This window comes from Pseudomonas sp. NPDC087814 (assembly GCF_044742865.1).
Lineage (GTDB): Bacteria > Pseudomonadota > Gammaproteobacteria > Pseudomonadales > Pseudomonadaceae > Aquipseudomonas.
This window is the reverse complement of the sequence record NZ_JBIUVK010000049.1, coordinates 1-19,722: the sequence shown is the minus strand read 5'-3', so window position 1 is coordinate 19,722 and position 19,722 is coordinate 1. Positions and strand designations below refer to the sequence as shown.

Sequence of the window (19,722 nt, the reverse complement as noted above, 5' to 3'; positions counted from 1 at the left end):
CCGGCGCCTTATGAGCGGCGGCCAGGGTTTGAATATCAGTAGTCGATTGGGTCGCGAATGATCGGGCAGGTCATGCAGTGGCCGCCGCCACGGCCACGGCCGAGTTCACCGGCGCTGATGGTGATGACTTCCACACCGGCCTTGCGCAGCAAGGTGTTGGTGTAGGTGTTGCGGTCGTAGCCGATCACCACGCCAGGCTCCACGGCCACTACGTTGTTGCCGTCATCCCACTGCTCGCGCTCGGCGGCGAAGCTGTTGCCGCCGGTTTCCACCACACGCAGGGCCTTGAGGTTCAGGGCGGCGGCGACGGTGTCGAGGAAGTTGGTTTTTTCGCACTGGATGTCGATGCCGCCGGGTTTGGTCTCGTCCGGGCGCAGGGTGAAGGCGACGATCTGGTTGACCACTTCCGGGAAGATCGTGACCAGGTCGCGGTCGCAGAAGCTGAACACGGTGTCGAGGTGCATCGCCGCGCGGGATTTTGGCAGGCCGGCGACGATCACACGCTCCACGGCCTTGTGCTTGAACAGGTTCAGGGCGAGTTGGCCGATGGCCTGGCGCGAGGAACGCTCGCCCATGCCGATCAACACCACGCCGTTACCAATCGGCATCACGTCGCCGCCTTCCAGGGTGGCGTTGCCGTGTTCCTGGTCAGGGTCGCCGTACCACACCTGGAAGTCCGCGTTGGTGAACTCGGGGTGGAATTTGTAGATGGCGCTGGCCAGCAGGGTTTCCTGGCGTCGCGCCGGCCAGTACATCGGGTTCAGCGTCACGCCACCGTAGATCCAGCAGGTGGTGTCGCGGGTGAACTGGGTGTTGGGCAGCGGCGGCAGGATGAAGCTTGAGTGGCCGAGGAAATCGCGGAACATCTCGATGGTCTTGCCACCGAAACTGCTCGGCAGGTCATCGGCCGACACGCCACCGATCAGGTACTCGGCGACCTTGCGCGGCTCCAGGCTGCGCAGCCACGAGCTGACCTCATTGACCAGCCCCAGGCCCACCTGGTTGGCGGTGATCTTGCGCTCCAGGATCCAGTCCAGCGCTTCGGGGATGGCGACGATGTCGGTCAGCAGGTTGTGCATTTCCAGCACATCGATGTCGCGCTCGCGCATCTTGGTCACGAAGTCGAAGTGGTCGCGCTTGGCCTGGGCTACCCACAGCACGTCATCGAACAGCAGTTCATCGCAGTTGTTTGGGGTCAGCCGCTGGTGGGCCAAACCTGGGGAGCACACCATGACTTTGCGCAGTTTGCCGGCTTCGGAATGTACGCCGTACTTCACTTTTTCCGTGGTCATTACAGATCCTCCAGTGAACAATGATTACAGGGTCAGGAAGCCGGAGTAGAGGCCATAGCCCGCCACGAGGGCGCCTATGACGACTGCGGCGAAAATCAGCTTCTCGACGTTGGTGAAAATCGGTTTGCCCAGTTCATGCTTGGCCATGGCGAACAGGATCACGCCAGGGGCGTAGAGCAGGGCGGACAGCAACAGGTACTTGGTGCCACCGGCGTACAGCAGCCAGACCGCGTAGATCAACGCGATGGCGCCGATCAGTAGGTCTTTCCTGCGTTCGCCCGGGGCGCTTTCATAGGTTTCACCGCGCACCGCCAGCAGCAGTGCATAGGCCGCCGACCACAGGTAAGGCACCAGGATCATCGAGGTGGCGAGGTAGATCAGCGACAGGTAAGTGCTGGCCGAGAACAGCGTGATCACCAGGAAAATCTGCACCATGGCGTTGGTCAGCCACAGGGCGTTGGCCGGCACGTGGTTGGCGTTTTCCTTACGCAGGAACTCCGGCATGGTGTGGTCCTTGGCGGCGGCGAACATGATCTCCGCACACAGCAGCACCCACGACAGCAGCGCCCCCAGCAAGGAAATGATCAAGCCGACGCTGATCAATACCGCGCCCCAGTGACCCACCACGTGCTCCAGCACGGCGGCCATCGACGGGTTTTGCAGCTTGGCCAATTCCGGTTGGGTCATGATCCCCAGGGACAGCACGTTCACCAGCATCAGGAACAGCAGCACGGTGATAAAACCAATCACCGTGGCCTTGCCGACGTCGGAGCGTTTTTCGGCGCGGGACGAGAAGATGCTTGCGCCCTCAATGCCGATGAACACCCAGACGGTGACCAGCATCATGTTGCGCACCTGGTTCATCACGCTGCCCAGGTCCGGGTTTTTCACGCCCCAGATGTCGGCGGTGAAGATGTCCAGCTTGAACGCGAAGAGCGCGATCAACACAAACAGCACCAGTGGCACCACCTTGGCGATGGTGGTCACCAGGTTGATGAACGCGGCTTCCTTGATCCCGCGCAGTACCAGGAAGTGCACGGCCCACAGCAGCACCGACGCGCCGATCACCGCCGCCGGGGTGTTGCCTTCGCCGAAGATGGGGAAGAAGTAACCGAGGGTGCTGAACAGCAGCACGAAATAGCCGACGTTGCCCAGCCAGGCACTGATCCAGTAACCCCAGGCGGATGAGAAACCCATGTAGTCGCCAAACCCGGCCTTGGCGTAGGCATAGACCCCGCCGTCGAGGTCGGGCTTGCGATTGGCCAGGGTCTGGAACACGAACGCCAGGGTCAACATGCCCACGGCGGTGATCACCCAACCAATCAGTACCGCGCCGACATCGGCGCTGGCCGCCATGTTTTGCGGCAGTGAGAAGATCCCGCCACCAATCATTGAACCCACGACAAGTGCAACCAGTGCGCCGAGTCGAAGTTTTCCGGGAGATTCAGACATCGCATGACTCCAATGCAGGAGAAGAGAGACCACAGAATAAATCCGTGCGCTAATCAAACAGCTGACTCAGATCACTTCATTGGCACATTCCATTGTGAATTAATGACTTATGATGAAAGGTACGGGCGCTCAAGTGCCTCGCAGAGGCTCGTCGTAGAGCGGTTCTGCGTTTCAAACAACAGGTTTTCTCATTAGCGTGGACCTTTGAAGCTAGCCCGTATTTGCAGATATGCAAACTTTTACAGCGCAGCGTTATTTAAATTATAAATTTGCCTTAACGCTGTTTATTGTCATGCCTTTAAGTTATGAAACAGGCGCCTTTATTGGCTATATCTAATAAACGCTGCGCCGGCTTAATAAATTAGTTGAGTGCACAGTTGTTGGCTCAATGGTTGTTTTGTTCAGGAGTATTCATGTCCCAATCCTCGGAAAAGCTGCGCCTCAATGCCTTGATCGCCCTGGTGGTGGGCTCGATGATCGGCGGCGGGATTTTCTCGTTGCCGCAGAACATGGCGGCGCGGGCCGAGGTAGGCGCGGTGTTGATTGGCTGGGGCATTACCGCCGTGGGCATGCTGACCCTGGCCTTTGTGTTCCAGACCCTGGCCAACCGCAAGCCGGAACTGGATTCCGGCGTATACGCGTACGCCAAGGCCGGGTTTGGCGACTACATGGGTTTCTCGTCGGCCTGGGGCTACTGGATCAGTGCCTGGATGGGCAACGTCGGTTACTTCGTGTTGCTATTCAGTACCCTCGGCTACTTTTTTCCGGTGTTCGGCCAGGGCAATACCCCGGTAGCGATTGGCTGCGCGTCGGTGTTGTTGTGGGCGGTGCATTTCCTGGTGATGCGCGGGATCAAGGAGGCGGCGCTCATCAACCAGATCACCACCGTGGCCAAGATCGTACCGCTGGTGATGTTTATCGTGATCGCCGCCGTGGCATTCAAGGCCGATATCTTTACCCGGGATATCTGGGGCCTGAGTAATCCGAATTTCGGCGGCGTGGTGGATCAGGTGCGCAACATGATGCTGGTCACGGTGTTTGTGTTTATCGGCATCGAGGGCGCCAGTGTCTACTCGGCGCGGGCCGAGAAACGCTCGGACGTGGGCCGGGCCACGGTCATCGGTTTCCTGGGGGTGTTGGCACTGCTGGTATTGGTCAACCTGCTGTCGCTCGGGATCATGAGCCAGCCGGAACTGGCCAACCTGCAAAACCCGTCCCTGGCCGGGGTGCTGGAACATATCGTCGGCCCGTGGGGCGCGCTGTTGATCAGCATCGGCCTGGCGGTTTCGCTGTTGGGCGCGCTGCTGTCGTGGGCCTTGCTCTGCGCCGAAATCCTCTATGCCACCGCCCATGACAAGACCATGCCGGCGTTCCTGAAAAAGGAAAACGTCAACCAGGTGCCGGTCAATGCGCTGTGGCTGACCAATGTGATGATCCAGCTGTTCCTGGTGATCACGCTGTTTTCGGAAAGTACCTACACCACCCTGATCTACCTGGCGTCGTCGATGATCCTGGTGCCCTATCTTTGGTCGGCGGCGTATGCGGTGCTGTTGAGCGGCCGCGGTGAAACCTACGAAGGCGCCCATGGCGAACGCACCAAGGACCTGCTGGTGAGCCTGATCGCCCTGGCCTATGCGGTGTGGCTGCTCTACGCCGGTGGCCTGAAGTACTTGCTGCTGTCGGCGCTGCTGTATGCACCGGGCGTGATCCTGTTTGCCCTGGCCAAGCGCGAGCAGGGCCAGCCCTTGTTTACCCATCTGGAAAAAGGCATTTTCGCCTGCGTGATCGCCGGGGCGAGCCTGGCGGCGTATGGGTTGTACAGCGGGGTATTGTCGTTGTGAGAATGCAGCTGGCGTATCAGGCGCCGTATGACTGGGCGGCGATGTTGGGCTTTTTGTCGGCGCGGGCGATCAGCGGGATGGAGACGGTGGACGCAGGCGTTTACTCGCGCAGTATCAGTGTCGACGGTCAGCAGGGTTGGCTCAGTGTGTCACCGGGGGCCGGTGATTGGCTTGAAGTAACGGTGGACTTCCCCGACCCGGCTGCGTTGCCGGAAATTGAGCGGCGGTTACGGGACATGTTTGACCTGTCGGCTGACCCGAAGCGGATCAACCGGCAATTGGCGAATGATCCCTTGATGGCGAGCTTGGTGGCGGCGCGTCCTGGCTTGCGGGTGCCGGGAACCTGGGATGGGCTGGAGTTGGCGATCCGCGCGGTGTTGGGCCAGCAGATTACCGTGGTGGCGGCGATCAAGCTGGCGGGCAAGCTGGTGGCGCAGTACGGCACGCCGCTGGTGACGCCCCATGCCGGTGTGACCCATGTGTTTCCTTCGGCCGAGGTGCTGGCAGCCGCAGATTTGGCAACCCTCGGCATGCCGAAAAGTCGCGGGCGTACCTTGTCGGGCGTGGCCCAGGCGTTGCTGGATGACCCGCAGATTTTCCAGGCGAAGGCGAACCTGAAGGAAGGCGTGGCGCGGTTGGTCGCATTACCCGGGATTGGTGACTGGACGGCGCAGTACATCGCCATGCGCCAGATGCGCGAGCAGGATGCGTTTGCCTCGGGGGATATCGGTTTGATCAATGCGCTGGTGGCGCTGGAAGGCGGGCCGGTGAGCCCGCGCCAGTTGCTGGCGCGGGCTGAGGCCTGGCGACCGCTTAGAGCCTATGCGGCGCAGCATTTGTGGACATCACTGAGCCGCGCGGATTGATTCTGCATACCTGTGGCGAGGGAGCTTGCTCCCGCTGGGGCGCGAAGCGGCCCCATCGACCCAAAAGCTGGGGCCTGCTGCGCAGTCCAGCGGGAGCAAGCTCCCTCGCCACAGGATCTTCGGTCACCACTGAGGGCGGTGTGAGCCCAATTCCCCTGCGGGCAAGTCCCACTGCAACGGTGTCCCGCTGATGGTCACCGGGGGCAGCAAGCGGTGGGCCGGGCCCCAGGCGGTTTGCTCCACCACCAAGCCTTGATCACCCGGTTCTTCGGCCCGCAGCGGTAGTTGTTCCGGGACTTGTCCTGCGTCCACCAACAGCTTTGCCGTGCGCGCGAGGGACAACAGTGCCGAACCGCCGCGGCCGGATTTCAATCGTTCACTCAACGCCTGAATCGCACTGGCCGCCATCAAATACCCGGTGGCGTGGTCCAGCGCCTGCAACGGCAGCGGCACCGGTTTGTCCGAGTTTTTCCACTGCCTGCCAGCCTCGGCAATCCCGGTGCTCATCTGCACCAGGCTGTCGAACCCCCGGCGATTGCGCCACGGGCCGCTCCAGCCGTAGGCGTTGAGGCTGGCGTCGATCAGGCCAGGCGCGAGGGCTTGCAGCGCAGCCTCACCGTAGCCCAACTGTTCCAGTGCATCGGCGCGGTAGCCGTGCAGCAGAATGTCGGTGTTCTTGAGCAGGTTTTCGAAGATCAGGCGGTCGTCGGGGTTTTTCAGGTCCAGGCGGGCGCAACGTTTGCCCAGGGTCATTTCCGGCACCACGCCGGGTTCGTTCCAGTCAGGGGAGTCGATGCGCAGTACATCGGCGCCGAGGCCTGCGAGAAAACGGCTGGCGGTGGGGCCGGCCAATACGCGCGTCAGGTCCAGCACCTTGATGCCCGCCAGCGGCCTTGCCACCGAGCCCAGCCAGGGTTTGTCGCTGAGGGCTGCAAAGGTCTGGCGATGGACCAGCGGTTCCTGATTGACCGCCAAGCCTTGTGGATGAACTTGCCAGTCTTGCCACGAACGCATCTGCGCCGCACAGCCGTTGGCTTCGACGATCGCCTGTTCCAGCTCGGCAGCGGTCCATGGCGCAACCTTCGCGGCCATTGCTTCACGGTCAGCGACCTGCCCGAGTACGCGCTCGGCGGCGGCACGGTGATGCGGTGCATTGGTGTGCAGGCGAATCCAGCCATCGGTGCAGGCGTAGTCGCCGGCAATCGGGTCCCACAGCGGCGGGGTGGTCCAGCCGTCGGGGCGCAGCGAGGAGGAGAACCAGAACGAGGCGAGGCGCCGGTCCACGGTCACCGAGGGCTGGCGCCCGGTTTGCTGCAACAGCAACTGGGCGACCGCCTGGCCTGCGGCACCGATGCTGGCGCTGGCCAGTTCGGTGACGGCAAAGGTCGAGGGCAGGGCGCCGACCTCGGTTACGGCCAGTGGGGTGACGGGTAAATCGAGTGCTTCCTGGATGGGGGTGAGCAGATCAGTCATCAAAGGCCCTCCTAATGAGAAGGACCATCATAGAAGATCATCAGGGTTGAATGACAACCCCCGGCTCCAGCGGCAGGTCCACGCTGGCGATAAAGCCGCCGCCTTGATGATTGGCCAGGATCAGGCTGCCGCCATGGCGCTCTGCGGCGCGCCGCGCAATGGCCAGGCCCAGGCCATGGCCCTGGGCGGTTTGCCCCGGGGCGCGGTAAAACGGCTCGCCGAGTTGGCTCAGGTGTTCGGCATCCACGCCGGGGCCGTGGTCGCGCACACTGATCACAATGCGTTCGCCCTGGCGTCTGGCTTCCATTTCAATCGGTTGCCCGGGCGGGTTGAAGCGTTGGGCGTTGCGCAGCAGGTTATCCACCGCGCGTTCGATCATGGTCGGCCAGCCCTTGAGGTGCAGCCCGGCCTCGGCATCCAGCTGCACGGGTTGGTCCGGCGCGCCGAGCAAGGCGTCTTTTTGCAGGGTCCGGAGCAACGGGTTGAGGTCGATGTCTTCGGCACTGGCGTTATCGGCGTCCACCCGGGCGAGTACCAGGATTTCGCTGATCAGCGCTTCCAGGCGGTCGCATTCGCGGGTCAGGCGCGGCCAGAGTTTTTCCCGCGCTTCGGGCGTGGCCCGTTCTGCCAGGGCCAGGGCGATCCGCAGGCGGGCCAGGGGCGAGCGCAGTTCGTGGGACACATCCCGCAGCAACTGGCGCTGGCTGCCGATCAGGCTTTGCAGGCGGGCGCCCATGCGGTTGAAGTCGGTGGCCAGTACGCCGAATTCATCGCGACGGTTGGCCAGCCGCGCCAGGCTGTTCTGCTGATAGGTGGTCTGGCCCAGGTCGTGCACTGCGCCGCGCAGGCGGCTGAGGGGGCGGGTGATGGACAACGTCACCAACAGGCTGAACAGGGTCAGCACCACCAGCGCAATCGCCAGGGCACTTAACGGCCAGAGCAGGCTGCTGCGGTGCCAGGCGTCCAGTTCCGGGTGGGGAATGCGGTAGATCAGCAGGTAGGTGTCGCCGGTTTTTTCGCTGGTGTACTCGGCGGTCAGCCGGCGCCAGGGCAGGTGGCGGTCCTGGCTGTCGTTTTGCCGGGCTTCGAGGGCGGCGGCGCGGCGCGGGAAGGTGCCGCGCACCACAGGCTCGCCGCTTTCGTTAAGCACTTGCACGTCAATGTGGTACTGACGCTTGCGCTGCTGCAGCAGCTCCTGGGCGGCGTCTTCGCCCTGGGCCTCGTAAAGCTGCGTCCATTCCTGCGCGAGGTTATTGAGCCCGGGGTGGCGGCTGAGAATCCAGGCGTCCTGGTTGAGCATATGCCCAAGCAGGATCGACAACCCGGCAACCAGGGCGATGGCCAGCCAGAAGCTGGCAAGGACGCGCCAGAACAATGAACGCACAAGAAATCCTCAAACAGGAAAAGCCCAGCGGCGGTGGCCACTGGGCTGGGAGTGAAGCTAGATCATTATTGCGCTTTTTGCGGCTGCTGGGCTTTCCAGGCCTGGAATTCCTTCCACTCGGCGCGGCGCTCGGCTTGTTTCTTCACGATCTCGTCGAATTTCTTCTGTTGATCGGGTTTCAGCACGGCACGGATGTCGGTCTGGGTTTTCTGCTTGGCGGCCGCCATTTCGTCTTTCATGGCTTTCTGATCAGCGGCTGGCAGTTTGTCCAGGTACTTGCGCACCAACTCTTTGCGAGCGTGCCATTGCTGGCCCATCAACTTGCCGATCTGCTGGCGCTGTTCAGGGCTCAGGTCCAGCTGGCTGAAAGGGCCACCTTTGCCCCGCATGCCGTGTTCACCGCCGTGACCTGGGCCACCCATCATGTGGCCTTCAGGGCCGCCCATCGGGCCTGGGCCTTCTGGCGCAGCGGCCATGGCAACGGTTGGCAGGGCAGCAGCGAACATCAAAGCGATAAGGGTCTTGCGCATGGTGATTCTCCTGTCTCTATTCCGGTGAGTCCGGATGTGAGTAGATTACGGAGATCAAGGTCAGCGGCAGTCAGGGGACGGTAAAGCTTGGGTAAAGAGGATTTTGGGCGGGGCTGACAAAACTATTGGCGACCGTAGCAACTGTCGAGCCTTGGCGAGGCGGCGAGGCAGGCGCTGCGGTCTGACACCTGTACCGAGGAGATGCTGTCGCAGCCTCGCCGAGGCTCGACAGCTGCTATGCGGGCTAGAGGCTGTAGTAATAGCCGCGGCTACGCAGCGCCACGATCCGTGGCCGGCCATCCGGGTGCGGGCCGATCTTCTTGCGCAGGTTGCTGACGTGCATGTCCAGGCTGCGGTCATACAGGGTCAGCTTGCGGCCCAGGGCGATTTGCGCCAGTTCCTGCTTGTCCAGCGGCTCGCCGGGCTGACGCAGCAAGGCTTCCAGCAGGCGGCTTTCGGACACGGTCAGGGCAAATTCCTGTTCATCGATAGTGACCACGCCACGCACCGGGCTGAAGCACAGGTCGCCCAGCTCCAGCTGAGTGGACACGGCGGCCGGGTGGCTGCGGCGCAGCACGGCGCGCAGGCGCGCGGTCAGTTCACGAGGATCGCAGGGTTTGGCCAGGTAGTCGTCGGCGCCCAGTTCCAGGCCGAGGATCCGGTCCAGGGGTTCGCCCCTGGCCGAGAGCATCAGCACCGGCAGTTCCGGGTGGTCGCTGCGCAATTGCTTGAGCAGCTCCAGGCCGCTGCCGTCGGGCAGCATCACGTCGAGCACCACGGCCGCCGGGGCGGCTTCGGCCAATGCCTTGCGGGCGCTCAAGCCGTCATGGCAGGCGCGCACCTGGAAACCTTCCTGGCTCAACCAACTGGTCAGCAGCTCACAGAGCTCCTGGTCATCATCTATCAGTAACAGCTCGCTCATGACTCACTCAATTTAGCCATTGTCGACGGCGCCGGTGCCCGCCACTGGCGAAGATCCCGCATAACAGGGCGATCAGCGCGACTGCCCCGCCGGTCACGAACCATTGTTGTTGCTCGGTAAGCCAGCGTGGCAAGGCACTGCCCTGTGCTTCTTTGAGTTGCTGGACCAGGCGTTGGTTCTCCTGGCGCAGTTTACTCAGTTGGGTACTTTCCCGCGTGGCGTCAGCACTTTGCAATTGCTTGCTCAGCTCATCGCGCTGGCGTTCGCTCTCTTTCAAACGTTGCTGCAAATCGGTGATCTGGCTGCCGGCACTCAAGGACAGGGGCGTGGAACTGCCGGTGTTCGAGGTTTCTTCAGCGTGGGCCGTAGCCCCGATCATTAACACTGCCAACAGACACAACTGACGTAAGCGCATCGGAACTCCTGATTCCACACGAATATTCAGAACGTTGTCGGCAGGTTACCGGGAATAATGAGCGTTTAGGAGTGCGCTGAAGCCATTTGGTTCAGCGCGCAACGAATCAAGGCAGGACTTGCTTGAACGGTTTGACCAGCACCTGGGCGTACACGCCGGCCGCTACATACGGATCAGCATCGGCCCAGGCTTGTGCCGCCGCCAGGGAGGCGAACTCGGCGACGATCAGGCTACCGATGAAACCGGCGTCTCCCGGGTCGTTGCTGTCTACCGCAGGATGCGGGCCGGCCAGTACCAGGCGGCCTTCGGCTTGCAGCTGTTTCAGGCGCTCGACGTGGGCCGGGCGTACGGACAGGCGTTTTTCCAGGGAGTTGGCGACGTCGGTGGAAATGATGGCGTAGAGCATGTCAGTCCTCGGTTTTCGGCGTGGTAGGGTCGGTGTCATGCAGGTGGCGCGACAGGTAGATACCCTGGCCGACCAGGAACAGCACGGTCATGCCCAGGCTGCCGAACACCTTGAAGTCCACCCAGTAGCTCTGGAAGGTAAAGGCGACGAACAGGTTGGCAGCGCCGCAGAACAGGAAAAACACGATCCAGGCGATGTTCAGGCGGGTCCACACCGGGTCTGGCAAGGTCAGCGCGTGGCCCATGATCCGCTTGATCAGCAGGCGATCACCGATGAAGTGGCTGCCGATAAAGGCCAGGGCGAACAGCCAGTTGACCACCGGGGCTTTCCATTTAAGGAAGGTTTCGCTGTGGAAGGCCAGGGTCAGGCTGCCGAACACAAGGCAGGCGACCAGGGTCAGCCACTGGCTTTTTTCCAGCTTGCGCTGGGAGATGAAGAGCGCGCCGTAGACCACCACGGAGCTGATGATCAGCACCGCCGTGGCGCTGTAGATGCCGCCGAGGGTCAGTTCGTGGCCGGCAAGATCGATAACGCGAGGGTCGGTTTTGTAAACGATGAAAAACAGCAACAGCGGGATGAAGTCGATGAATTGTTTCACAGTAAGAGCCAGAAGCTGGATGTGGCGGCATAATAACAAACATCCTTGGTAGCGAAAGCGCCAGCTGACTTGAGGTTACACACTCCCGTGAATGTTGATTTGCACTGCCATAGCACAGCCTCCGACGGCGCCCTGGCGCCCGCGGTCCTGGTTGCGCGTGCGTTTGAAAACGGCGTGCGAGTCCTGTCGTTGACCGACCACGACACCCTCGAAGGCCTGGCAGAGGCCCGCGAGGCGGCGCATGCGTTGGGCATGCAACTGGTCAACGGGGTTGAATTGTCCTGCACCTGGGGCGGCGCAACCATCCACGTATTGGGCTACGGTTTCGACGTCAACGCGCCGCCGCTGGTGGAGGCCATCGCCAAATTGCACGATGGCCGCTGGCTGCGGTCCGAAGAAATAAGCCGCAAGCTGGCCCTCAAGGGCATGCCCAACGGCCTGGAAGGCGCCCGCGCCATCCAGCAGGAACTGGGCGACAGCGGCAACGCCCCGGCCCGCCCGCACTTTGCCGACTGGATGGTGCGTGAAGGTTTTGTAAAGGATCGCGCCGAAGCGTTCCGCAAATGGCTGGGTGCCGGCAAGCTGGGGGACGTCAAGCAACACTGGCCAACCCTGGAAGACACCGTTGGCACACTGCGGGCAGCAGGTGCCTGGGTCAGCCTGGCGCATCCGTGGCATTACGATTTCACTCGCAACAAGCGTCGCAAGCTGATTGGCGACTATATTGGAGCGGGCGGCCACGCAATCGAAGTGGTCAACGGGCATCAACCCGCCGAGCAGGTAGGCAGCCTGGCGATTCTTGCCCGCGAATTTGGTCTGCTGGTCAGCGCCGGCAGTGATTTTCATGGCCCCGGCGGCTGGTCCGAGATTGGCGAGTACCGCGCCGTTCCGGAAGATTTGCCGCCCCTTTGGTGTCGCTTCAAACATGACCCCATTATTGCCACCGTCTGAACAGGTAGAACACGTGAGTCAATTCTTCCAGATTCATCCGGAAAACCCGCAGGCGCGCCTGATCAAACAGGCCGTGGAGATCATCCGTGCCGGTGGCGTGGTGATCTACCCCACGGATTCGTCCTACGCCATCGGTTGCCAGATCGGCGACAAGAATGCGGTCGAGCGCGTAAGACGCCTGCGTGACCTGGACAAGAACCACAACTTCGCACTGATTTGCAGCGACCTGTCCCAGCTGGGGCTGTTCGCCAAGGTCGACACCGGCACCTTCCGCCTGCTCAAGGCCCACACGCCGGGGCCCTACACCTTCATCCTCAACGCCACCCGCGAAGTGCCGCGCCTGCTGCTGCACCCGAAGAAGCGCACCATCGGCCTGCGGGTGCCGGAACACCCGATCGCCCTGGCGCTGCTGGCCGAACTCGGTGAGCCGCTGATGAGTGTGTCGCTGATCCTGCCGGGGGAAGAAGAGCCGTTGTACGACCCTTATGAAATGCGCCGGCTGCTGGAAAAACACGTCGACCTGATCATCGACGGCGGCTACGGCGGCAACAAGGCCTCCACCGTGATCAACCTGGCCGATGGCGAGCCGGAAGTGGTGCGTGTGGGGTGTGGCGACCCGGCACCGTTCATGGTCGAGGCCTGAATGTCGGCCGTGGAAGCCGTCGACAGCCAGGCGGGCGCCCAGCAGGAACTGCCATTTGCCATGGTCTACGGCCAGGCCGTGATGGAAATGCCGCTGGACCTGTACATCCCGCCGGATGCGCTGGAAGTCTTCCTCGAAGCCTTCGAAGGTCCGCTGGACTTGCTGCTGTACCTGATCCGCAAGCAGAACATCAATATCCTCGACATCCCGGTGGCGGAAATCACCCGCCAGTACATGGGCTACGTCGAACTGATGCAGACCGTGCGCCTGGAACTGGCCGCCGAATACCTGGTGATGGCCGCGATGCTCGCGGAAATCAAGTCACGCATGCTGCTGCCGCGCTCGGAGACTATCGAGGCGGAAGAGGATGATCCCCGCGCCGAACTGATCCGCCGCCTGCAGGAGTACGAGCGCTTCAAGGCCGCGGCCGAAGGCATCGACGGTTTGAGCCGGGTCGGCCGCGATGTGGTGGTGCCCAAGCTCGACGCCCCGGAAGCCCGGGCGCGCAAGCTGCTGCCGGACGTGAGCCTGGAAGAGTTGCTGATGTCCATGGCCGAAGTACTGCGCCGTGGCGATATGTTTGAAAGCCACCAGGTCAGCCGCGAGGCACTGTCCACCCGCGAGCGCATGAGTGATGTGCTGGATCGCCTCAAGGGCGGCGGGTTTGTGCCGTTTGTCGAGCTGTTTACCAAGGAAGAAGGGCGCCTGGGGGTAGTCGTGACCTTTATGGCGATCCTTGAGCTGGTCAAGGAATCCTTGGTCGAGCTGGTCCAGAATGAGCCTTTTGCGGCTATCCACGTGCGGGCGCGAGCCGAATAAAGAGCTGAATCGATGAATCTGACTGAACCCCGCGAACTGGCTCCGCTGCTGGAAGCCTTTCTCCTGGCCTCGGGCAAGCCGCAATCCCTGGAGCGCCTGTTCGAACTGTTTGAAGAAGCCGAGCGCCCTGAGCCGCCGGTGTTCAAGAAGGCCCTGGAGATTCTGCGCAAGTCCTGCGACGGCCGTGCCTTCGAGCTGCGGGAAGTGGCTTCCGGGTATCGCCTGCAAATTCGCGAGAGGTTTTCGCCGTGGGTCGGCCGCCTGTGGGAAGAACGCCCGCAGCGCTATTCCCGCGCGATGCTGGAAACCATGGCGCTGATCGCCTATCGCCAGCCGATCACCCGGGGCGAGATCGAAGACGTGCGCGGCGTCGCGGTCAACAGCCATATCGTCAAGACGTTGCTGGAGCGGGAGTGGATCAGGATCGTTGGCTACCGCGACGTGCCCGGCAAGCCGGCGATGTTTGCCACTACCAAGGTGTTCCTCGACCACTTCAACCTGAAAAACCTCGACGACTTGCCGCCGCTGGCCGAGCTGCGGGAGATGGAGCCGGACCCGGTCCTGGATTTCGACGACGCACCGGTGCCCGCCGGGTTGCAGGAGCTGGCCGACGCCAGCGCCGAGCCGGAAGAGCCGAAGGACGAAACCAGTTTCCACACATTGTTGCTGGAACTGGATGACATGGAGCAGGGCATCAAGACCGACTTCGATGACTTGCTGCGTGATGGTGCGGTCAGTGACGGTGAGCAGGAGCCTGCGCTGCAACTGAACGTTGAGGTTGAGCCGCCAGTCGAAGTTGAAGATGAGCCCGAGCCTGAACCCGAGGAGGACATCCTCGGCGTCGCCGAAGCCCGTGCCAAACTGCTGGCCGCCGTCGCAGCGCTCGAACAACCGCCGCTGAGCGACGAAGAAGACGAAGCCCGCGCCCTGGCCGAAGCCATCGAAAACGAACGCCGCCAATTCGAAGACTGACGCAGAACAAAATGTGGGAGCGGGCTTGCTCGCGAATGCGGTGGATCAGCCAAGCATCCGGCGACTGACACACTGCATTCGCGAGCAAGCCCGCTCCCACATTTGGATTGTCGCCAGCAAGGAGAATTCGAATGAGCTCCACCAAAGACCCCTGCATCAGCATTTGCAAATTCACCGATGACATCTGCGTGGGCTGCGGGCGCAGCAAGCGCGAGATCCGTGCCTGGAAGAAACTCGACAAGGTCGACAAGCGCACGGTACTCGCCGAAGCCGAGCTGCGCCTGCTGGCGCTGGGTGCCACCGGTCGGCGGAAAGGCAAATGAGCCTGCACTTATCGACTAGTCTCTGATGCGCAACGCGCGCCATGAGCGTATGATTCGCGACCCTTTGGCGATGCGTTCGCCAAAAGCCCAGCTTTTACTATCTTCAGGCCAAGCCTGAATCGACACACCGGGAGGTGCTTAAGATGAGTGACCAAGACCAGAACGACACCCAGGAAATCGGCCCCGCAGGCGAAAAACTGCAGAAAGTCCTCGCCCGTATCGGCGTAGGCTCGCGCCGCGACGTAGAAGCCTGGATCACCCAGAAGCGCATCAAGGTCAACGGCGTTGAAGCCACCCTTGGCCAGCGCGTCGACCTGCACGATGCCATCACCATTGATGGCAAGGTCATCAAGCGTGAAGAGGCCGCCGAATCGGTGCGCCGCGTCATCATGTACAACAAGCCTGATGGCGAAATCTGCACCCGTGACGACCCGGAAGGCCGTCCAACCGTATTCGACAAGATGCCGCGCCCCAAAGAAGGCCGCTGGATCAACATCGGTCGTCTCGACATCAACACCACCGGCTTGCTGATGTTCACCACCGACGGTGAGCTGGCCAACCGCCTGATGCACCCTTCCTACGAGATGGACCGTGAATACGCGGTACGTGTGCGTGGTGAAGTCGATGACGAAATGATCGAGCGCTTGAAAGCCGGCGTCGTGCTGGAAGACGGCCCGGCCAGGTTCACCGACATCAAGCAGGCGCCGGGCGGCGAAGGCTTCAACCATTGGTACCACTGCGTGGTGATGGAAGGCCGTAACCGTGAAGTACGTCGCCTGTGGGAATCCCAGGGCCTGGTGGTCAGCCGCCTGAAGCGCGTGCGTTTCGGCCCGGTGTTCCTCAACTCCGACCTGCCGATGGGCCGCTGGCGCGAAATGAGCCAGTACGAAGTCGACATCCTCAGTGCCGAAGTCGGCCTGACGCCGGTGGCCATGCCGCAGATGAACGCCAAGAGCAAAGACAAGCTTGAGCGTATGCAGCGTAAATCGTCGCGTCCGGTGGCGCGTACCGACCGTGTTGCCCGCACCCTGCGCCCTGCGCTGGATGCACCGGCCACGGGCGGCCGCATCTCCCGCGAGCCGCACATCGAAGGCGAGCGTCGTCCTTCGGCACCGCCCCGTCAGGATGGCGAACGTGCGCCGCGCGCACCGCGTCCAGCCGGTCGTGGTGATGCACCTGCTGGCGGTCGCGGTAACCGTGGCGAGTCTGGTCGTGGTGCTCCGGCTGCGGGCCGTGCCGACGACAGCGCCAGCACCAAACGTCCAGCCAAGCCATCGCCGAAAAAGCGCCCGGGCCTGAAGCTGGTCGATGACGCGCCATCGGGCAAGCGTCGTGGTGCACCGGCCGGTTCCGGCCAGCGTCCAGGTTTTGGTCGCAAGAAGCCGCAGTGATTCGTTAAGCGCTGCATGAAAACGCCAACCCTCGGGTTGGCGTTTTTTTTGGCCTGGATTTGGAACCTGCTCTATGAGCAAAGCAGGTCCATTGTGGGAGTGGGCTTGCTCGCGAATGCGGTGTATCAGTTGATACATCCAGTGACTGACCCACCGCATTCGCGAGCAAGCCCGCTCCCACAGTTGATCTCCATTGTTTTGGCGGGCGTGTCAGAACATGAAAGCCCCATCGAACACGGGTTTATCGTCGAGGGCCAACACGCCGCTGGCGAAGATCAGGTCCAGGTGGTGGCTGCCTTTCTGCCCGCCACCCAATCCCAGGTGCAGCCCGCAATGACGCTCTTCAAAGCCGGCGTTGCGCGCATACAAATCCTTCACGCCTTCATTGGTGCCAATGCCCAGTTCTTCCACCCGGCGATTGGACGGGTTGGCATTCAGGTATTTGTTGAAGTCATCCGCCAGCCCCGGCACTTCGCTGGCCACGGTGCAGATGGTCGAGTTCTCGATCCACAGTTCCAGCGGTGATTGCAGCACGCCGTATTTACGCGCAAAGGGAATGGTGCTGAGGAAGGTGCCGACAAACCGCACCTGGCCGTTGATGGCCTCGCTGTGGGTCGCGATCTCGCCGGGCGCCAGGTCGTGGTTGCCGACGCCGTTGATATTGGTCCACTTCTTGATGCTGCTCATGGGCGCTTCAAGGCGCGAGCCATGCTGGTCGGTGAAGCTCAGCACGCTGGCCTGGGACATGCGCCGGATCAACGTGGCGTTGAGGTCGGCAATCCGCTGTGGGGCGACGCTGAAGGTGTCGTAGAAGTAATCGCCATAGTCCTTGAGCAGCAGGGACTTTTTCCAGTGCTCGGCCATCACGCCTTGCAGGGCACGGATAAAGTCCGGGCCTTCGGCGCGTGGGTTGGGCAGGGTCGAGGAATCGTAGAGGAACATGTACAGGTCGCAGCCTTCGATGGCCTTGGCCAGCGTTTCGCTGGGGGCCTGGTCCAGGCGTTGTACCTGGAAGTCGAAGCGGGCAGCGCTGCCCTGGATGATCGATTGGGCGATGGCGTCGTAGCGTTCGGTATGGCCAAGCAAAATGGTGGGGCGGTGCAGGCCGGCGAGGGCCGGGTGATGGGCGAGGTAATACAGAAAATGTTCGACGGCGCGGGCCTTGTCCATGACGTCCTTCCTTCAAAGCCTTCGGTAGGAGCAGTGGCAGGTGCGGCGTCCCGCACCTGCCGGGGTGCCTGATCAGATTAGAAAGGCCACATCGCGGTGCCGAACGGCACGACGGCATCGGCTTGCATCATTTCAACGGCGGCCTCATGGGTCGGCGCTTCAAACCAATCGTCGAGTTGCAGTTCGGTTTCCAGGTCATTTTCCAGTGCTTGCATGGTGAATCTCCTAGATGACGTTGTTTGAGAACGAGCTTGCCAGCTTGCTGCGCTGGGCAAGTGGATGAACCTAGAAGAGAGTGTTTGGGATTGCAAAATTTTTATTGACACGGTTCCATTTGGATTTTTTATTCCGTTTTGATGGCGATTTGGTTTATGTCGATGAAACAGAGAGTTGGTTGCATGGTTTTGTAGGAATCGTCCTTTCGTCAACTTCTCGTTATCTGAAAGAATTTTCCTAATGTCCCTCCTATATGCCGCACCGCATCCTGTCAGCCCAGACAGGTTTGGCGGTGTACAATGCGCCGCGTTTTACTGTGATCCCACTCTCTCAGGGCTATCCGCCTTGTTCATTCCGCCTGGCCACAAGCCCGTCGGGTTCGATTTCGTCACAGATAAAAACAACAGGTGACGTATGACCGTAAGAAAAAACGCTGGACCGGGGTTTGATCGGCGCTGCTGTAGCCCGTTACCAAAGCAGCACCCCTCCATGAGCACCCTCAAACCTTGCGTGAGACCCTTTCCATGAGTGAAGCCAACTCGCATTCAGGCGAACTGAAGCGCGGCCTGAAAAATCGCCATATCCAACTGATCGCCCTCGGTGGCGCGATTGGCACCGGGTTGTTCCTGGGGTCGGCCGGCGTGCTGAAATCCGCCGGGCCGTCGATGATCCTCGGTTATGCCATCTGCGGCTTTATCGCCTTCATGATCATGCGCCAGCTGGGCGAGATGATCGTCGAAGAGCCGGTGGCCGGTTCCTTCAGCCACTTTGCCCACAAGTATTGGGGCGGTTTCGCCGGCTTCCTGTCGGGCTGGAACTGCTGGATTTTGTACATCCTGGTGGGCATGTCGGAGCTGACGGCAGTCGGCAAGTATGTGCACTACTGGTGGCCCGAGATCCCGACCTGGGTGTCGGCGGCGGCGTTTTTTGTGCTGATCAATGTGATCAATCTTTCCAACGTCAAAGTCTTCGGCGAGGCCGAGTTCTGGTTTGCGATCATCAAGGTGGTCGCCATTGTCGGGATGATCGCCCTGGGCAGTTACCTGTTGGTGAGTGGCACCGGCGGGCCACAAGCCTCGGTGACCAACCTGTGGGAGCACGGCGGGTTCTTTCCCCATGGCGTGGGTGGTTTGGTGATGGCCATGGCGATCATCATGTTCTCGTTTGGCGGCCTGGAGATGCTCGGGTTTACTGCGGCTGAGGCGGACAAGCCACGCACGGTGATTCCGAAGGCGATCAACCAGGTGATCTACCGGATCCTGATTTTCTACATCGGCGCGTTGGTGGTGCTGTTGTCGTTGACGCCTTGGGACAGCTTGCTGGAGACCCTGAATGCCTCCGGGGACGCCTATAGCGGCAGTCCGTTTGTGCAGGTGTTTTCGATGTTGGGCAGTAACACGGCAGCGCATATTCTCAACTTTGTGGTGCTGACGGCGGCGCTGTCGGTCTACAACAGCGGCACTTACTGCAATAGCCGGATGCTGTTGGGGATGGCCGAGCAGGGTGACGCGCCGCGGGCATTGGCGAAGATCGACAAGCGTGGGGTGCCGGTGCGGTCGATCCTGGCGTCGGCGGCGATTACGCTGGTGGCGGTGTTGATGAATTACCTGATTCCGCAGCATGCGCTGGAGTTGTTGATGTCGCTGGTGGTGGCGACCCTGGTGATCAACTGGGCGATGATCAGTTTTTCGCATTTCAAGTTTAGGCAGCATATGGATCGGACGGGGCAGGTGCCGTTGTTCAAGGCGCTTTGGTATCCGTATGGGAATTATGTTTGCCTGGCGTTTGTGGTGTTTATTCTTGGGGTGATGCTGCTGATTCCGGGGATTCAGGTGTCGGTGTATGCGATTCCGGTTTGGGTGGTGTTTATGTGGGTTTGTTATGGGATCAAGAACAGGCGCAAGGCTCGGGAGGGGGTGGTGTTGAGTTGATGGTGTACATATCCGTTTCTTCGGTAACGGCGACTTATGGTTCCGCTCTTACAGCGGGTCACTTTTGGCAAACGCCCCAAAAGTAACCAAAAGGTCTTTGCCCCACCACTCGGTGCCTCGCTTAGGC

At 61.4% G+C, this 19,722-nt stretch carries 20 protein-coding genes; 9 read left to right on the top strand and 11 right to left on the bottom strand.

Going from position 1 to position 19,722, the window contains the following annotated elements:
- Nucleotides 1-35: 35 nt before the first annotated feature.
- Both arcA and arcD (ACIOMR_RS25620) read right to left on the bottom strand, forming a co-directional pair.
- Entirely contained in the window at nt 36-1,292 is a 1,257-nt protein-coding gene (arcA, locus tag ACIOMR_RS25625) for an arginine deiminase (RefSeq protein WP_401197061.1), read from the bottom strand.
- Between the two features lie 24 nt (nt 1,293-1,316).
- Nucleotides 1,317-2,744: an arginine-ornithine antiporter gene (arcD, locus tag ACIOMR_RS25620; RefSeq protein WP_003220056.1), complete on the bottom strand. Its 1,428-nt coding sequence runs from the start codon at nt 2,742-2,744 to the stop codon at nt 1,317-1,319.
- A gap of 413 nt (nt 2,745-3,157) precedes the next feature.
- Here arcD (ACIOMR_RS25620) and arcD (ACIOMR_RS25615) point away from each other — a divergent pair, with 413 nt between their 5' ends.
- Together arcD (ACIOMR_RS25615) and ACIOMR_RS25610 are read left to right on the top strand one after the other, a co-directional pair.
- Entirely contained in the window at nt 3,158-4,585 is a 1,428-nt protein-coding gene (gene arcD / locus ACIOMR_RS25615; RefSeq protein WP_401197058.1) for an arginine-ornithine antiporter, read from the top strand.
- A 2-nt stretch (nt 4,586-4,587) separates the two neighbouring features.
- A complete protein-coding gene (locus ACIOMR_RS25610) occupies nt 4,588-5,451 on the top strand; it encodes a DNA-3-methyladenine glycosylase (RefSeq protein ID WP_008433096.1) in 864 nt (287 codons plus the stop codon).
- Between the two features lie 123 nt (nt 5,452-5,574).
- Here ACIOMR_RS25610 and ACIOMR_RS25605 read toward each other — a convergent pair whose 3' ends face one another.
- The 7 genes from ACIOMR_RS25605 to ACIOMR_RS25575 all read right to left on the bottom strand — a co-directional run bounded on the left by ACIOMR_RS25605 (nt 5,575) and on the right by ACIOMR_RS25575 (nt 11,179).
- Complete coding sequence (locus tag ACIOMR_RS25605) at nt 5,575-6,924, bottom strand: CoA transferase (RefSeq protein ID WP_401197055.1); 1,350 nt, start codon at nt 6,922-6,924, stop codon at nt 5,575-5,577.
- Nucleotides 6,925-6,964: 40 nt separating this feature from the next.
- Complete coding sequence (locus ACIOMR_RS25600) at nt 6,965-8,308, bottom strand: cell wall metabolism sensor histidine kinase WalK (RefSeq protein ID WP_003220063.1); 1,344 nt, start codon at nt 8,306-8,308, stop codon at nt 6,965-6,967.
- Between the two features lie 65 nt (nt 8,309-8,373).
- Entirely contained in the window at nt 8,374-8,838 is a 465-nt protein-coding gene (locus tag ACIOMR_RS25595; protein ID WP_087692654.1) for a Spy/CpxP family protein refolding chaperone, read from the bottom strand.
- A 244-nt stretch (nt 8,839-9,082) separates the two neighbouring features.
- The gene (locus ACIOMR_RS25590) at nt 9,083-9,760 is read right to left on the bottom strand and encodes a response regulator transcription factor (RefSeq protein ID WP_003220065.1); all 678 of its coding nucleotides are present in this window, start codon (nt 9,758-9,760) and stop codon (nt 9,083-9,085) included.
- 7 nt (nt 9,761-9,767) lie between these two features.
- Nucleotides 9,768-10,175: a hypothetical protein gene (locus ACIOMR_RS25585; RefSeq protein ID WP_003220067.1), complete on the bottom strand. Its 408-nt coding sequence runs from the start codon at nt 10,173-10,175 to the stop codon at nt 9,768-9,770.
- Between the two features lie 106 nt (nt 10,176-10,281).
- Nucleotides 10,282-10,581, bottom strand: coding sequence for a YciI family protein (locus ACIOMR_RS25580; protein WP_087692655.1), 300 nt, complete (start codon nt 10,579-10,581; stop codon nt 10,282-10,284).
- A gap of 1 nt (nt 10,582) precedes the next feature.
- On the bottom strand, nt 10,583-11,179 hold the full coding sequence (locus ACIOMR_RS25575) for a septation protein A (RefSeq protein WP_003220071.1): 597 nt from the start codon (nt 11,177-11,179) through the stop codon (nt 10,583-10,585).
- Nucleotides 11,180-11,266: 87 nt separating this feature from the next.
- On the opposite strand from ACIOMR_RS25575, the gene ACIOMR_RS25570 reads away from it, so the two are divergent.
- The 6 genes from ACIOMR_RS25570 (at nt 11,267) to rluB (ending at nt 16,278) form a co-directional block, all read left to right on the top strand.
- Nucleotides 11,267-12,130, top strand: a complete 864-nt coding sequence (locus ACIOMR_RS25570; protein ID WP_401197049.1) for a PHP domain-containing protein — start codon at nt 11,267-11,269, stop codon at nt 12,128-12,130.
- 13 nt (nt 12,131-12,143) lie between these two features.
- Nucleotides 12,144-12,773, top strand: a complete 630-nt coding sequence (locus ACIOMR_RS25565) for an L-threonylcarbamoyladenylate synthase (protein ID WP_003220075.1) — start codon at nt 12,144-12,146, stop codon at nt 12,771-12,773.
- Nucleotides 12,774-12,893: 120 nt separating this feature from the next.
- Nucleotides 12,894-13,592, top strand: coding sequence for a ScpA family protein (locus ACIOMR_RS25560; protein ID WP_173406103.1), 699 nt, complete (start codon nt 12,894-12,896; stop codon nt 13,590-13,592).
- Nucleotides 13,593-13,604: 12 nt separating this feature from the next.
- Nucleotides 13,605-14,564, top strand: a complete 960-nt coding sequence (scpB, locus tag ACIOMR_RS25555) for an SMC-Scp complex subunit ScpB (RefSeq protein ID WP_214499553.1) — start codon at nt 13,605-13,607, stop codon at nt 14,562-14,564.
- A gap of 131 nt (nt 14,565-14,695) precedes the next feature.
- Nucleotides 14,696-14,887 carry a DUF1289 domain-containing protein gene (locus ACIOMR_RS25550; protein WP_003220079.1) on the top strand — a complete coding sequence of 64 codons (192 nt, stop codon included), beginning with the start codon at nt 14,696-14,698 and terminating at the stop codon, nt 14,885-14,887.
- A gap of 143 nt (nt 14,888-15,030) precedes the next feature.
- Nucleotides 15,031-16,278 (top strand): 23S rRNA pseudouridine(2605) synthase RluB, encoded by a 1,248-nt coding sequence (rluB, locus tag ACIOMR_RS25545; RefSeq protein WP_003220080.1) that lies wholly within the window; start codon nt 15,031-15,033, stop codon nt 16,276-16,278.
- 210 nt (nt 16,279-16,488) lie between these two features.
- Here the strand turns inward: rluB and ACIOMR_RS25540 are convergent, their stop codons facing one another.
- Together ACIOMR_RS25540 and ACIOMR_RS25535 are read right to left on the bottom strand one after the other, a co-directional pair.
- The gene (locus ACIOMR_RS25540) at nt 16,489-17,448 is read right to left on the bottom strand and encodes a leucyl aminopeptidase (protein ID WP_177009254.1); all 960 of its coding nucleotides are present in this window, start codon (nt 17,446-17,448) and stop codon (nt 16,489-16,491) included.
- A 77-nt stretch (nt 17,449-17,525) separates the two neighbouring features.
- Nucleotides 17,526-17,663, bottom strand: a complete 138-nt coding sequence (locus ACIOMR_RS25535) for a hypothetical protein (protein WP_003175756.1) — start codon at nt 17,661-17,663, stop codon at nt 17,526-17,528.
- 525 nt (nt 17,664-18,188) lie between these two features.
- Here ACIOMR_RS25535 and ACIOMR_RS25530 point away from each other — a divergent pair.
- The gene (locus ACIOMR_RS25530; protein WP_134327224.1) at nt 18,189-19,595 is read left to right on the top strand and encodes an amino acid permease; all 1,407 of its coding nucleotides are present in this window, start codon (nt 18,189-18,191) and stop codon (nt 19,593-19,595) included.
- Nucleotides 19,596-19,722 lie beyond the last annotated feature (127 nt).

Coding starts and splice junctions, on each gene's coding strand:
- ACIOMR_RS25580 (WP_087692655.1), bottom strand. CDS start 10,581: ATGCTCTACGCCATCATTTCCACCGACGTCGCCAACTCCCTGGAAAAA.
- ACIOMR_RS25530 (WP_134327224.1), top strand. CDS start 18,189: ATGAGTGAAGCCAACTCGCATTCAGGCGAACTGAAGCGCGGCCTGAAA.
- arcD (WP_003220056.1), bottom strand. CDS start 2,744: ATGTCTGAATCTCCCGGAAAACTTCGACTCGGCGCACTGGTTGCACTT.
- ACIOMR_RS25605 (WP_401197055.1), bottom strand. CDS start 6,924: ATGACTGATCTGCTCACCCCCATCCAGGAAGCACTCGATTTACCCGTC.
- ACIOMR_RS25550 (WP_003220079.1), top strand. CDS start 14,696: ATGAGCTCCACCAAAGACCCCTGCATCAGCATTTGCAAATTCACCGAT.
- ACIOMR_RS25590 (WP_003220065.1), bottom strand. CDS start 9,760: ATGAGCGAGCTGTTACTGATAGATGATGACCAGGAGCTCTGTGAGCTG.
- ACIOMR_RS25540 (WP_177009254.1), bottom strand. CDS start 17,448: ATGGACAAGGCCCGCGCCGTCGAACATTTTCTGTATTACCTCGCCCAT.
- ACIOMR_RS25585 (WP_003220067.1), bottom strand. CDS start 10,175: ATGCGCTTACGTCAGTTGTGTCTGTTGGCAGTGTTAATGATCGGGGCT.
- ACIOMR_RS25535 (WP_003175756.1), bottom strand. CDS start 17,663: ATGCAAGCACTGGAAAATGACCTGGAAACCGAACTGCAACTCGACGAT.
- ACIOMR_RS25595 (WP_087692654.1), bottom strand. CDS start 8,838: ATGCGCAAGACCCTTATCGCTTTGATGTTCGCTGCTGCCCTGCCAACC.
- arcA (WP_401197061.1), bottom strand. CDS start 1,292: ATGACCACGGAAAAAGTGAAGTACGGCGTACATTCCGAAGCCGGCAAA.
- scpB (WP_214499553.1), top strand. CDS start 13,605: ATGAATCTGACTGAACCCCGCGAACTGGCTCCGCTGCTGGAAGCCTTT.
- ACIOMR_RS25610 (WP_008433096.1), top strand. CDS start 4,588: ATGCAGCTGGCGTATCAGGCGCCGTATGACTGGGCGGCGATGTTGGGC.
- rluB (WP_003220080.1), top strand. CDS start 15,031: ATGAGTGACCAAGACCAGAACGACACCCAGGAAATCGGCCCCGCAGGC.
- arcD (WP_401197058.1), top strand. CDS start 3,158: ATGTCCCAATCCTCGGAAAAGCTGCGCCTCAATGCCTTGATCGCCCTG.